The sequence below is a fragment of the Olleya marilimosa CAM030 genome (assembly GCF_000518485.1).
In the GTDB taxonomy this organism is placed as follows: Bacteria; Bacteroidota; Bacteroidia; order Flavobacteriales; family Flavobacteriaceae; genus Olleya; species Olleya marilimosa.
The window spans coordinates 773,120-787,918 of record NZ_JADR01000001.1; the positions used below are offsets into that span (position 1 = coordinate 773,120).

A 14,799-nucleotide genomic window follows, 5' to 3' on the forward strand; every position below is an offset into this window, starting at 1 on the left:
CAAAATTACTATTTATTTTAAAACAAAATAATTAATTTTAATATTTTCGACGAAATGCAAAAAATATTCTTAAATCATTTAAAATCAACAACTTAATTAATGCGGTGAAAATGGAATGAAAAAACACACATAAAACAAAAAAGCCTCTCTATTTCTAGTAAAGCCATATGTTAGCCCATTTTTATTCATTTAACTTTTCTTATCACAAATAATATTGTTAACCAATATTTAAACTTTAAAAAATAATAAAATGCGCAATTAATAAAGAATTTAGATAACGCTTAATGTCCCAAAATACAGTACAAAGATTAATTATTAAAAGATGTAGAAATAATTATTTATATTAAAAAAATCGAAAATACTAGAAAATAAGAAAAACCATATAAAACAAAAAAGCCTCACTATTTCTAGTGAAGCTTTAAGTGAGCCCGACAGGATTCGAACCTGTGACCGCCTCCTTAGAAGGGAGGTGCTCTATCCAGCTGAGCTACGAGCCCGTAGCATTAAAAGTCGGGGTGGCAGGATTCGAACCTGCGGCCTCCACGTCCCAAACGTGGCGCGATAACCGGGCTACGCTACACCCCGAAAAAGGTTATCAAAATAAAAATTTTGAGAAAATAATAGCGGAGAGACAGGGATTCGAACCCTGGGTAAGTGTTTCCACCTACGACGATTTAGCAAACCGCTCCTTTCGGCCACTCAGGCACCTCTCCGGTAATTATGTTTTAATGAACTTTGCAATTAATTGCGGGTGCAAATCTAAGATATCATCTTAAATTACACAACATTTTTTTGTCTTTTTTTTTAAAATTATTCAGGGTATTCAATTCTTAGATGGTAAATATTTGCAAGCTTGCGCTTTAGCACTTTTTTAATGGATTCAATTTCTTTGAAAGTTATGTTTGCATTTAAGAATTGTCCATCATCTTTTTGTTTATTAATGATATTTTCGACAAAATTATCAATTTTGCTAGATGTTGGTTCTTTTAAACTTTTAGATGCAGCTTCTACACTATCACACATCATTAATATTGCTGTTTCTTTACTAAAAGGCTTAGGACCTGGATAAGTAAAGTCTTGGATGTTTACAGCTTCGTTTTTAGCTTTTTCTTTCATATAAAAATAATAGACTTGGCTTGTACCATGATGTGTTCTTATAAAATCTATTACGCGGTCAGGTAAGTTATACTTTTTAGCTATTTCAATTCCATCTAAAACATGATTAATAATTATTTTGGCGCTTTCTTTTGGAGATAATTCATCATGACTATTAATACCTGAGGATTGGTTTTCTGTAAAATAAGTAGGGGATTTCATTTTTCCTATATCATGGTACAAAGCTCCTACCCTAACTAACATGGCATTTGCTTCAATTTCGTTAGCAGATGCCTCTGCTAAATTTGCTACATTTAATGAATGATGAAACGTTCCTGGTGCTTTATTAGATAGTTCTTTTAAAAGTTTAGAATTGGTGTCTGACAATTCTAATAAAGAAACGTCAGATACTAGGCCAAATAATTTTTCATAAACATAGATTAATGGTTGTACAAACAATGTTGCTAATCCACATAATATAAATAAACCAAAAGTTTCCCATTTTAAATTATCTATACTTGCTTCATGGATTACAAAAAAGGCGAAGTAAGCAATAATATAAACCAGTGTTATTTGTCCTACTGATATAAAAAGGTTTGCTCTTTTATATAACTCTGAAACCGTAAGTATAGTTACTATTCCTGCAATGATTTGAAGAAACATATACTCATAACTATTTGGTACAATTGAGCCTAATAACAAAACAGTAATTACATGTGTAAACAAGCCTAATCTAGCGTCAAAAAAAGCTTTAAGTACTAATGGTAAAATGGCTATTGGTACTAAATAAACATACTCTGAATTATAATTAATAACTAACGTTGTTAATAAAACAATTACCAATACATTAAAAAATATAAAAGTTACTTTGGTATTATTTTTATAGACATCCAATCTATATTTTCTTATAAATAATAACAACATTAATAGAGCTAATGCGACTAACAACGTATAAGCAAAAACTATCCAATTATAACTTGACTTACTCCAAACCTGAGATTCATACTCTTTTGATAAGGAGTTTAACACTTGGTATTTGTCATCATTAACTACTTCTCCTTTTGATATTATTAAGGTACCTTTATCAATTACACCTCTGTTGCTAGAAATCTTATCTAAAGACTCTTGTAAAACATTGTCTGTAAGGGTTTTATTGTAAATTAAATTAGACTGTATTACATCAAAAAATAAAGCTGTAAGTTTATTGGTATAGCGCAATAAATTACCTTCTTTTAATTCATTTTCAATATGATCCTTTATTTTTCCTTGTTTCTGTAATTTAGAATATGTTGTGGATTTTTTTTCAACATTATCAACTAATATTACAACACTGCTATTATCGTTAAGTTTTAGATCTTCATTTAAAATACCATATTGATAAAAACTATTTAAAATAGCAACTCCCTTAGATTTTAATTGATTAAAATTGGAGATAGAATCATTAAACACTTTATTAAATGCAACATCATAATCGCTTTTAACTTTGTCTTCTACACTAATATCTTTATCAAAAAAATAGGTGGTCTGAGATTTTATAAGCTCTTGTTCTTCAGCTATTTTAAGCTTTGATTTTTGAATTGCAAAATTAAATGGAGCGTATAAATTTTCGGTCTGCCAAGGTTTTCCTTTTTCAAAATTATACTTAAAACGTCCACTTTTAGGAAAAATAAAAACGATTAAAAATGTTGTTGTTAAAAACAATAATATTTTATAAAACTGAGAATGGTTTTTATAAATGGTATTAATTTGATCTTTCATGCTTTAATCTCGTGTTTATCAAATGTAACAAATTATAACCCTATTATTAAGTTATAATACCAAGAATAACCTAAATTTTATTAAAAAATTAGTAATTTCGTGGGACTAATATATTACACAAAAATTATGAGTAAAAAAGTCGTTATTGTCTCTGCTGCTAGAACACCAATAGGTAGTTTTTTAGGAGCTTTAAGTACTATACCTGCTACAAAATTAGGAGCTATAGCTATTAAAGGAGCTTTAGATAAAATAAATTTAAATCCTGAGTTAGTACAAGAAGTATTGATGGGTAATGTTGTTCAGGCTGGTAATGGTCAAGCACCAGCTAGACAAGCTGCAATTTATGCAGGAATCCCAAATACTGTTCCTTGTACTACAGTTAATAAAGTATGTGCTTCAGGAATGAAGACTGTAATGCAAGCTGCACAAAGTATTGCTTTAGGTGATAATGATATTGTTGTTGCTGGAGGTATGGAAAATATGAGTATGATTCCGCATTATTTACACGCTAGAACGGGAACTAAATTTGGTCCTGCCACATTAATTGATGGATTACAAAAAGATGGATTGGTAGACGCATACGATCAAAACGCAATGGGTGTTTGTGCAGATGCTTGTGCTACAGAATATAACTTTTCAAGAGAAGATCAAGATGCTTATGCCATACAAAGTTATAACAGATCATCTGCTGCTTGGGAAGCCGGAAAATTTGATAACGAAGTCGTTCCTGTAGAAGTTCCACAAAGACGTGGAGAACCTATTATTGTTAGTAAAGATGAAGAATTTACTAATGTTAAAATGGATAAAATACCTGGCTTAAGACCTGCTTTTAGTAAAGATGGGACTGTAACTGCTGCAAATGCATCTACCATTAATGATGGTGCTGGAGCTGTTGTATTAATGAGCGCTGAAAAAGCTGAAGAATTAGGATTAACACCTCTTGCAACAATTTTAAGTTATGCTGATGCAGCTCAAGAGCCAAAATGGTTTACAACTGCTCCTGCTAAAGCTTTACCTTTAGCAATTAATAAAGCTGGAATAGATATAAAAGATGTTGATTATTTTGAATTTAATGAAGCTTTTGCTGTTGTTGGTTTAGCAAATATGAAAATTTTAGGACTAAACGATTCTAATGTTAACGTAAATGGTGGTGCAGTATCACTAGGTCATCCACTTGGTTGTTCTGGAGTTAGAATATTGATTACCTTACTTAACGTTTTAGAACAAAATGACGCTAAAATTGGAGCTGCTGCTATATGTAATGGTGGTGGTGGTGCTTCTGCTATGGTTATTAAACGTCACTAAAATCAACAAATGCAGTTCGGAATTTGTAATTTAAGTATTTTACCTTTAAGATTAGAACCATCTGATACTAGCGAATTAGTTTCGCAAGTACTTTATGGCGATATATTTAAGGTTTTGGAACAACGTAAACAATGGAGTAAGATTAGATTAGCCTATGATAAATATGAAGGTTGGATTGATAATAAACAGTATTTAGAAATTACTGAAGACTCTTACAAAAATTTAAATCTAGAAACTCTGAAACTATCGTCTGATTTAGTTGAATTTGTTCAAGATGAAAATCAGCTATTAAATACGATAGTCTTAGGTTCAACTTTAAATGGGTTAAGTTTATTAAACCATACTTTTGAAGGCGTTTATGTTGAAAAACAAAATCCTAAATCTGAAATAATTTCTACTGCATTTAAATATCTTAATTCACCATATCTTTGGGGAGGCAAAACACCTTTTGGTATTGACTGTAGTGGATTTACTCAAATGGTTTATAAGTTAAATGGTTATAAACTATTACGTGATGCCTCGCAACAAGCAAGTCAAGGTGAAGCTTTAAGTTTTATAGAAGAAAGTGAGCCAGGTGATTTAGCTTTTTTTGATAATAACGAAGGTGTTATTACACATGTTGGTATTATTATGAAAGACAACTACATTATTCACGCGCATGGTAAAGTTAGAATTGACCGTTTAGACCATAGTGGTATTTACAATTCTGATAAGCGAATGCATACCCATAAACTTAGAGTCATTAAAAAGATTATATAATAACAAAAAAAGCCTTCATTAAATGAAGGCTTTTTTTATAACTATATAAAATACTTATTACTTATTTATGTGCGATTTAGCTTCTTTTGCTTTATCAGTTTCTCCTAAAGCATTGTATATATTAGCCAATTGCTCATATATTGCATTAGGTGCTTTTGGATCCATTTTAATGTAATTTAATAACGTATTTGCACCATCATTAAATAACTGACCTTTTTGGTTTTTTAATTGATCATATTTTAAGTTGTCAGCTTTACTTGTTCCTAAGCTATTCATTTGCTCAATTAATGCATTACCTTCTGTAATGTACGAAGTTGATAAGTTTAAAGCAGCGTCCGAGTTTTTTGGATCTAATTCTAAAACCTTTTCAAAAGATTGTCTTGCTTTAGCTATCTCATTATTATTCATATAAACTACACCAATGTTATAATGGATAATTGGATCGTTAGGCATCTTTAAAGCTGCTTCTTGCAATAACGCTTGGAACTTGGCAGTGTCACCTAATTTGTTATAAATGTTAGCTTCACTAATAATTAAATTAACATCATCAGGATTGTTCTTTTTTGCTGTAGCAATCGCCTCTAATGCTTTATCGTTTTCACCTTTATTAACGTATATTAAAGCAATGTTTTTAGTAATTTCACCAGCCTTAGATTCTGTTGTTCTTTCACCTGGATTTTCATGAGTTCCTAATTTAACATAATTATCTCTGGTGTTTTTATCTAAAATTTCTTCCTCACCATTAACTTTGTTTGTTGCAAAATACTCTGTACCAACACCTGTATAACCCAAATCATTAAGTTGTAAATAGTATTTTAAAGCACCATCCATATCTTGATTATTAATCGCACTAGATGCTGCATAATACAAGTACACTTGCTCTTCATTATTTACATTGTATAGGTTTTCAAATGCTTTTGCAGCTTTACCAAACTCTTTAGTTGTAAAATAACCATTTGCTTTAGTTAATAAGTCATTTTCAATATCTCTTCTTAACATAGTAACCTCGTTATTATTTTGAGATACTTTGTCTAAAAACGACGTTGCTTTTAAAACATCTTCTGATCCAGACGTTCCGTTTGCAAAATATGCAGTTGCTGCAGCTATATAATACTTATCCTTTAATTTATCATCCATTGACCCTGTCATAGACTCTAATTGCGTGATTAAGCTTTTAGCTTCAGCATAATTATTCTTATTTACTGCCTTTTCTAATGCTTTAATTTCTTTTTTCTGAGCAAAAGAAAATACTGTTACAAGTAATGCTATCGCAAGAATTAATTGTTTTTTCATTATTAGTTTTTTTTAATTGTTAAATTTTAAATTATTCTTCTTCTGTATTATCAATAGTTGTGCCACCTTCAGTAAGTGTACTGTTATCAACGCCTTCTAGAGTTTCATCAAGCTCTTCGTCCTCGTCTTTCATTACTTTAGCAACAGCTGCTATTGAGTCTTTTCCTTTAAGGTTAATTAATTTTACACCTTGTGTTGCTCTACCCATGGTACGTAAACTTTCTACAGCCATACGTATTGCTATTCCAGATTTATTAATAATCATTAAATCATCAGTATCTGTAACTGTTTTGATTGACACTAAATCTCCTGTTTTTTCAGAAATAGATATTGTTTTAACTCCTTTTCCTCCTCTGTTTGTAATTCTGTATACAGCTTCACCATCTTCTGGATCATCAATATAGGTGCGTTTACCGTAACCATTTTCAGACACCACAAGTACTGTTTCTTCTTGAGGATTTTCTACGATTACCATACCTATAGCTTCATCTTTTGGATGCGCTAAAGTTATACCTCTTACACCAGAAGCGTTTCTACCCATTGGTCTAGTTTTAGCTTCTTCAAATCTAATAGCTTTACCAGATTTAAGTGCGATCATTACTTGACTATTTCCAGTGGTTAACTTAGCTTCTAATAGTTCGTCATCCTCTTTAATAGTAATAGCATTAATACCATTAGTTCTTGGTCTAGAATATTGCTCTAAAGCAGTCTTTTTAACTTGACCTTTTTTAGTTGCCATAATCACATAATGACTATTGATATACTCTTCGTCTTTTAAATCTTGGGTACATATAAACGCCATTACTTTGTCGTCTTGCTCAATATTTATAAGATTTTGGATAGCTCTACCTTTAGATGTTTTACTTCCTTCTGGGATTTCATAAACACGCATCCAGAAACATTTACCTTTTTGAGTAAAGAATAACATGTATTGGTGGTTTGTACCAACAAATAAATGTTCTAAGAAATCTTCGTTTCTAGTTGTAGAAGCTTTTTGTCCTACTCCTCCTCTATTTTGTGTTTTGTATTCTGTTAGAGACGTACGTTTGATGTAACCTGCGTGAGAAATAGTAATTACTACTTGAGCATCAGGTATCATATCTTCAATACTTAAATCTCCACCTGCATATTCAATTACAGAGCGACGCTCATCACCATACTTCTCTTTAACAACTATTAATTCTTCCTTAATAATTTCCATTCTGCGTTCTTTTTTATCCAGAATATCTTTAAGGTCTTCAATAGTTTTCATTATTTCTTCATACTCGCTACGTAATTTGTCTTGTTCTAAGCCAGTTAATTGACGCAGACGCATCTCTACAATAGCTTTTGCTTGTATTTCAGAAAGTTTAAAACGTTCAATTAAATTATTTCTTGCTTCATCTGCATTTGATGATGCACGAATTATTGCTATAACTTCATCAATATTGTCTGAAGCAATAATCAATCCTTCTAATATATGAGCACGTTCTTCTGCTTTACGCAACTCGTAAGTTGTACGCCTAACAACGACATCATGTCTATGCTCAACAAAATAATGAATTAATTCTTTTAAATTTAAAAGTTGTGGTCTACCATTAACTAATGCAATATTATTAACACTAAATGATGATTGTAATGCAGTGTATTTGTATAATTTATTTAATACAATGTTAGGAATTGCATCACGTTTTAATACGTAAACAATACGCATACCGTTTCTATCAGATTCATCTCTAATAGTAGCAATTCCTTCCAGTTTTTTCTCGTTTACTAAATCGGCAGTTTTTTTAATCATGTCTGCCTTATTGACTTGGTAAGGTATTTCTGTGACAATAATACACTCTCTACCTTGCACTTCTTCAATAATAGCATTACCACGCATTACAATACGTCCTCTACCAGTATGAAAAGCTTCTTTTACACCATCATAACCATAAATAGTTCCACCTGTTGGAAAATCTGGTGCTTTAATATGTGTAATTAATTCGTCAATCTCAATATCATTGTTTTCAATATATGCAATTGTACCATCTACAACTTCTGTTAAGTTGTGAGGAGGCATATTGGTAGCCATACCAACTGCAATACCAGAAGCTCCATTAACTAAAAGTCCAGGTATACGTGTAGGTAAAACCGTTGGCTCTTCTAAAGTGTCATCAAAATTTAATTTATGGTCTACAGTTTCTTTATCAATATCTGCCAACATGTCTTCAGATATTTTACGCATACGTGCTTCTGTATAACGCATTGCAGCTGGACTATCTCCATCTACAGATCCAAAGTTACCTTGACCGTCAACTAACATATAACGTAAACTCCACTCTTGAGCCATACGTACCATTGCATCATAAACTGATGTATCACCATGTGGATGATACTTTCCTAAAACCTCTCCAACTATTCTTGCTGATTTTTTATGTGCCGAACTAGCTCTAACACCCAGTTCATGCATACCGTAAAGTACACGTCTATGTACTGGTTTTAAACCATCTCTTACATCTGGTAAAGCACGTGACACAATGACTGACATTGAATAATCAATGTAAGCCGACTTCATTTCATCTTCAATATTAATTGGAATGACCTTTTCTCCTTCTGCCATATATAAATTTAATTAGTTTTATTCATTATTTCAAAACACGCTAATATAAAACTTTCATTAGTAACGATAAGCCTTTTAAGTCTCTTTTTTGATGTTTTTTATTAACAATTATGCGCAGCTTTTTAGTTAATAACTCAATTGTGCTTTATTTTGAAATATTCACTACTTTCAAACCTCAAACAATTAACATATTATTTAAGGTATAGTTTTTGCCATTACTAATTATGTTTACTATTTTTAAAGCTGAAAGGAATAAATATATGGATGATAATTTTTCACCAAGAGTAAAAGACGTCATTGCCTATAGTAAAGAAGAAGCATTACGCTTAGGACACGACTTTATAGGCACAGAACACTTAATGCTTGGTTTATTAAGAGACGGAAACGGAAAAGCAATAAATATTTTAAATGCGTTGGATATTGATTTAAATCACTTAAGACGTAAGGTAGAAATATTAAGTCCTGCTAATCCTAATACCACAATAACTTCTAACGAAAAGAAAAACTTACACTTAACACGTCAGGCAGAACGTGCGCTTAAGACTACTTTTTTAGAAGCTAAACTGTTTCAAAGTACATCAATAAATACTGCACATTTGTTATTATGTATTTTAAGAAACGAAAACGACCCTACAACAAAACTTTTAAATAAGTTAAAAGTAGATTATGATAACGTTAAAGAACAATTTAAGTCAATGATAACAAACGACGATAACTTCGAAGATATAACTGGAGCTCCAAAAGCTGAGTCATTTCAGGATGATTCCTCTGCAGAAGACTCTGGTTCTAAAGACATATTTAACACACCTGGAGCTAAAGGCAACAAAAAATCTAAAACACCAGTTTTAGATAATTTTGGACGTGATTTGACAGCTATGGCTGAAGAAGGTAAGCTTGATCCAGTTGTTGGACGTGAAAAAGAAATTGAGCGTGTGTCTCAAATACTTTCTAGACGTAAAAAAAATAACCCTTTATTAATTGGTGAACCTGGTGTTGGTAAATCTGCAATTGCAGAAGGTCTGGCTAACCGTATTGTTAAACGTAAAGTTTCGCGTATTTTATTTAACAAACGTGTTGTAACCCTAGATCTAGCTAGCTTAGTTGCTGGTACTAAATATAGAGGGCAGTTTGAAGAGCGTATGAAAGCAGTAATGAATGAGCTTGAAAAAAATGACGATGTTATTCTTTTTATAGACGAAATTCATACCATAGTTGGTGCTGGAGGAGCGACAGGAAGTTTAGATGCTTCCAATATGTTTAAACCTGCTTTAGCAAGAGGAGAAATCCAATGTATTGGTGCTACAACTTTAGATGAGTACAGACAATATATAGAAAAAGATGGTGCTTTAGAGCGACGTTTTCAAAAGGTTATTGTAGAACCTACAACTGTAGAAGAAACAATTGAGATTTTAAACAACATTAAAGCTAAATACGAAGATCACCATAATGTAACATATACCGATGAAGCTATTGAAGCTTGTGTTAAGTTAACTAATCGTTATATGACTGAGCGTTTTCTTCCAGACAAAGCGATTGATGCTTTAGACGAAGCTGGTTCAAGAGTACACATTACTAATATAGATGTGCCAAAACAAATTATTGAATTAGAGAAAAAGCTAGAAGAGGTTAGAGAAACTAAAAATTCGGTAGTTAAAAAACAAAAGTACGAAGAAGCAGCACGTTTACGTGATGACGAAAAACGTTTAGAAAAAGAATTAGCTGTCGCTCAAGAAAAGTGGGAAGAAGACACTAAACTACATAAAGAAATAGTATCAGAAGATAATGTTGCGGATGTTGTAAGCATGATGACAGGTGTACCTGTTAATCGTATTGCCCAAACCGAAAGCAATAAACTGGCCCTATTACCAGATTTAATCAAAGGTAAGGTTATTGGTCAAGATGATGCTGTTGCTAAGGTTGTAAAAGCCATACAACGTAATCGTGCAGGATTAAAAGATCCAAACAAGCCAATTGGGTCGTTTATATTTTTAGGTCAAACAGGAGTCGGTAAAACACAGTTAGCCAAAGTGTTATCTAATCAATTATTTGATAGCGAAGAAGCTATGATTAGAATTGACATGAGCGAATACATGGAAAAATTTGCGATTTCAAGATTGGTTGGTGCACCTCCAGGATATGTAGGTTATGAAGAGGGTGGACAATTGACTGAAAAAGTACGTCGCAAACCTTATGCTGTAATTCTTTTAGATGAGATCGAAAAAGCGCATCCAGATGTTTTTAACATGTTATTACAAGTTTTAGATGATGGTTATTTAACAGATAGTTTAGGTCGTAAAATTGATTTTAGAAATACTATAATTATTATGACTTCTAATATTGGAGCCAGAAAATTAAAAGATTTTGGTACAGGAATTGGATTTGGTACAGCATCACAAAAAGCTCAAGAAGATGCTAATTCTAGAAGCGTTATTGAGAATGCACTTAAAAAATCGTTTGCACCAGAGTTTTTAAATAGAATTGATGATGTCATCGTATTTAATGCTCTTGAAAAAGAAGACATTAATAAGATTATTGATATTGAATTAGAAAAATTACTAAAACGAATTGATGGTTTAGGTTATAAATTAAAATTAACCAAAGCAGCAAAAGATTTTATTGCAGAAAAGGGATTTGATAAGCAATATGGAGCAAGACCTTTAAAGCGTGCTATACAAAAGTATGTTGAGGATGCTTTAGCTGAAGAAATCATAACTTCTAAATTACAAGAAGGCGATAAAATTGTAATGGATTTAGACAGTAAAACTGACGAAATTACAATAGAGATTGAAAAGGCAGAAAAACCTACAGAATCTTAAAATAAAAAATATATTTGCATTTTACTAAAAGCTTCACTAACTTAAGTGAAGCTTTTTTAATTAATTATATTTGATGAATTTTACTAAAACTAAATTATCTTTTTGTACACTCTTAACTTCTGACAATATAATAATAGCAGAAATAAATGAAGGCGTTGTATTGAATCAAGACATGTCTGACGACATCATCTATTTTTCAAGTGTTGTTTTTAAAAACAATCCGTTTGTATATATCACAAACCGAATAAATTCATACGCAGTAGACCCAACAATATATAAAGGTGTTTCACAAGTTGAAACACTAAAGGGATTTGCTGTAGTGTCCACTACGCTATCTGCTAGAAATGCTGAAATTGAGCGCCTATTTTTAAATAAACCTTTTGAAATATTTTCAGATTTAGAAGATGCTAAACTTTGGGCAATTCAAATACTAAATAAAACTATAGAATTAAAATAACTCTTCAGAATCAATACCTAAAGTTTGAATAAATTCAATGGATGCTTGGATATCATCATGTAAAATTTCGTCTTCTTTAATAAAAGGAACCATTTCACGATAACTAGATAAAAATTGCTCAATAAAATCACTTGATTTTAAAGGTGCTCTAAATCCTAAAGCCTGAGAAGCATTAAACAACTCAATAGCTAAAACACGCTCTACATTATTAATTAAAGTATAGGCTTGTGTAGCTGCATTGGCTCCCATACTTACGTGATCTTCCTGACCATTACTAGATACAATACTATCTATACTAGCTGGTGATGCCAATTGTTTGTTAGCACTTACAATACTAGCAGCAGTATATTGCGGAATCATAAATCCTGAGTTTAAACCTGGATTATCTACTAAAAATGCTGGTAAACCTCTTAATCCTGAAACAAGTTGAAACACACGTCTTTCAGATATATTACCTAGTTCTGCCATAGCAATTTTAAGATAATCTAGAGCCAGCGCTAAAGGTTGCCCATGAAAATTACCTCCAGAAATGATTTCATCTTCATTAGCAAAAATATTAGGATTATCAGTCACCGAGTTAATTTCGGTTGTAAACGTTTTGGCTACAAAAGCTAAAGTATCTTTAGTTGCTCCATGCACTTGTGGTATACATCTAAAACTGTATGGATCTTGAACGTGTTGCTTTTCTTGATTTATAATTTGACTACCTTCTAAAAATGCACTAACTCTACTTGCAGTTTCTAACTGTCCATTATGTGGTCTTACCAAATGTATTAATTCATTAAATGGTTCTATTCTACCATCAAACGCATCAATAGACACACTTCCAACTAAGTCTGCTAAATAGGATAATTTATAAGACTTAAGCAATAAATAAGTCCCATAAGCACTCATAAATTGCGTTCCATTTAATAAGGCAAGACCTTCTTTAGATAATAAAGTAATTGGTTGCCAATCAAAATGTTTTAGTACGTCTTCCGCTTCTAAAACGTCACCTTTAAAAGTTACTTTTCCTTTTCCTATTAATGGTAAAGATAAGTGTGCTAAAGGCGCTAAGTCTCCGGAAGCACCTAATGATCCTTGTGTATAAACTAGAGGTAAAACGTCGTTATTATAAAAATCTATTAAACGTTTTACAGTTTGTAATTGTACTCCAGAATGACCATAACTTAAAGATTGGATTTTTAATAACAGCATTAATTTTACAATTGGTTCTGGTACTAAATCTCCTGTCCCACAAGCATGAGACATCATTAAATTTTCTTGTAATTTGGTTAAGTTTTCTTTACTAATCTTAACGTTATATAGTGATCCAAAACCTGTATTTATACCATAAATAGGTCTGGTCTCTGATTTTAATTTTTCATCTAAATACGTGCGACATTGATTGATTTTATCTACAGAATCTGTAGATAATTCCAATTGTTTTTGTTCTAAAATTATAGATTGAATAGTTGCTAAATCTAATGACTTTGAAGATATAATGTGAGTTGTATTCATTTGTGTTTTTTATCTGTTCAAAAGTCATCATAACTTAAATAATATGCAAGTATTTGTTAATAATTAAACAAATACTTTAAAACTTGTATTATTCTATATATTTTTGAGAAAATTAAAATTTAAATAATGAAAAAACTATTAGTTTGCTTAGCAGCATTATCTATCGTTGCTTGTAAAAAAGAAGCTCCAAAGGATTACGCAACATTTTCTGGTAAAATAGAAAACAAAAACAGCGATTCTTTATTTGTATACCAAGGTAGAGACTTTAAAAAAACAATTAAAGTTAATGAAGACGGAACGTTTAGTGATACCTTAAAAGTTACTACTGGTGTTTTTGGAGTATACGATGGTAAAGAGCAGACAACTATATTTTTAGCCAATGACATGGATTTAAAAATGACCTTAGATGCAAAAACATTTGACGAGTCAATTAAATTTAGTGGAAAAGGTGCTGAAAAATCTACTTTTTTAGTAGATAGAATTAATTTTGAACAAGATTTAGTAGATGTTGAAGCTTTAAAAAATCTTGAAGCCTCTAAATTAGATTCTAGTTTAGAAGACATTAAAACTAAAATGCTTGCTTATTATGACAAAAATGCAGCAATAGATTCTACAATTATATCAGAAGCTAGAAAGCAAGTAGATCCAATGTTAAAAGGATTAAAAGGTTATGTTTTAAGTGGTATTAAACTTAAAGAAGAATTTCCTGCAGGATCACCTTCTCCTACTTTTGAAAACTATGAAAACTATAAAGGTGGTACAACATCTTTATCTGACTTAAAAGGTAAGTTTGTCTACATAGATGTTTGGGCAACTTGGTGTGGTCCTTGTATTGGAGAAATTCCTGCTTTAAAAGCATTAGAAAAAGATTTAGAAGATAAAAATATTGCTTTTGTAAGCTTATCAACAGATGATGGTAGAGGTTACAGAGCCGATTCTAAAGAAGAATCTTTTAAATTATCTAAAGAAGGTTGGAGAAAAATGATTGAAGAAAAAGAAATGGGAGGTATCCAATTATTTGCTGACAAAGCATTTGAATCTGATTTTGTAACTGGTTATAAAATTAACTCTATTCCAAGATTTATTTTAATCGATCCAAACGGAAACATTGTTAATGCAGATGCTCCTAGACCATCGTATCCAAAAATTAAAGAGTATTTAACTTCATTTGGAATTTAAATCATTATTTAAATTTATAGTATAAAAAAAAGCGAACTTTAAAGTTCGCTTTT

The 14,799-nt window shown here is 31.3% G+C and carries 9 protein-coding genes and 3 tRNA genes; 5 read left to right on the top strand and 7 right to left on the bottom strand.

Features of this window, described 5'->3' with window-relative positions; translation table 11 throughout:
* Positions 1–423: 423 nt before the first annotated feature.
* The 4 genes from M890_RS0103755 to M890_RS0103770 form a co-directional block, all read right to left on the bottom strand.
* Positions 424–497, bottom strand: a tRNA-Arg gene (locus M890_RS0103755).
* Positions 498–510: 13 nt separating this feature from the next.
* Positions 511–585, bottom strand: a tRNA-Pro gene (locus tag M890_RS0103760).
* 39 nt (positions 586–624) lie between these two features.
* A tRNA-Ser gene (locus M890_RS0103765) sits at positions 625–713 on the bottom strand.
* Positions 714–810: 97 nt separating this feature from the next.
* A complete protein-coding gene (locus tag M890_RS0103770) occupies positions 811–2,853 on the bottom strand; it encodes an HD family phosphohydrolase (RefSeq protein ID WP_028282245.1) in 2,043 nt (680 codons plus the stop codon).
* A 126-nt stretch (positions 2,854–2,979) separates the two neighbouring features.
* Here M890_RS0103770 and M890_RS0103775 point away from each other — a divergent pair, with 126 nt between their 5' ends.
* Complete coding sequence (locus M890_RS0103775; protein WP_028282246.1) at positions 2,980–4,158, top strand: acetyl-CoA C-acyltransferase; 1,179 nt, start codon at positions 2,980–2,982, stop codon at positions 4,156–4,158.
* Between the two features lie 9 nt (positions 4,159–4,167).
* Entirely contained in the window at positions 4,168–4,917 is a 750-nt protein-coding gene (locus M890_RS0103780) for a C40 family peptidase (RefSeq protein ID WP_028282247.1), read from the top strand.
* 57 nt (positions 4,918–4,974) lie between these two features.
* On the opposite strand, the gene M890_RS0103785 is transcribed toward M890_RS0103780, so the two are convergent.
* Positions 4,975–6,210, bottom strand: coding sequence for a tetratricopeptide repeat protein (locus M890_RS0103785; RefSeq protein WP_028282248.1), 1,236 nt, complete (start codon positions 6,208–6,210; stop codon positions 4,975–4,977).
* Between the two features lie 31 nt (positions 6,211–6,241).
* Positions 6,242–8,794, bottom strand: coding sequence for a DNA gyrase subunit A (gene gyrA, locus M890_RS0103790; RefSeq protein WP_028282249.1), 2,553 nt, complete (start codon positions 8,792–8,794; stop codon positions 6,242–6,244).
* 260 nt (positions 8,795–9,054) lie between these two features.
* Between gyrA and M890_RS0103795 the strand changes: the two genes are divergently transcribed.
* Together M890_RS0103795 and M890_RS0103800 are read left to right on the top strand one after the other, a co-directional pair.
* Positions 9,055–11,610 carry an ATP-dependent Clp protease ATP-binding subunit gene (locus M890_RS0103795; protein WP_028282250.1) on the top strand — a complete coding sequence of 852 codons (2,556 nt, stop codon included), beginning with the start codon at positions 9,055–9,057 and terminating at the stop codon, positions 11,608–11,610.
* Positions 11,611–11,683: 73 nt separating this feature from the next.
* On the top strand, positions 11,684–12,067 hold the full coding sequence (locus M890_RS0103800) for a hypothetical protein (protein ID WP_028282251.1): 384 nt from the start codon (positions 11,684–11,686) through the stop codon (positions 12,065–12,067).
* Here the strand turns inward: M890_RS0103800 and hutH are convergent.
* Entirely contained in the window at positions 12,059–13,567 is a 1,509-nt protein-coding gene (gene hutH, locus M890_RS0103805) for a histidine ammonia-lyase (RefSeq protein WP_028282252.1), read from the bottom strand. The two genes, M890_RS0103800 and hutH, sit on opposite strands and share 9 nt — an antisense overlap.
* A gap of 126 nt (positions 13,568–13,693) precedes the next feature.
* Here hutH and M890_RS0103810 point away from each other — a divergent pair, with 126 nt between their 5' ends.
* Positions 13,694–14,746 (top strand): TlpA family protein disulfide reductase, encoded by a 1,053-nt coding sequence (locus M890_RS0103810; protein WP_028282253.1) that lies wholly within the window; start codon positions 13,694–13,696, stop codon positions 14,744–14,746.
* The last annotated feature ends 53 nt before the right edge of the window (positions 14,747–14,799 follow it).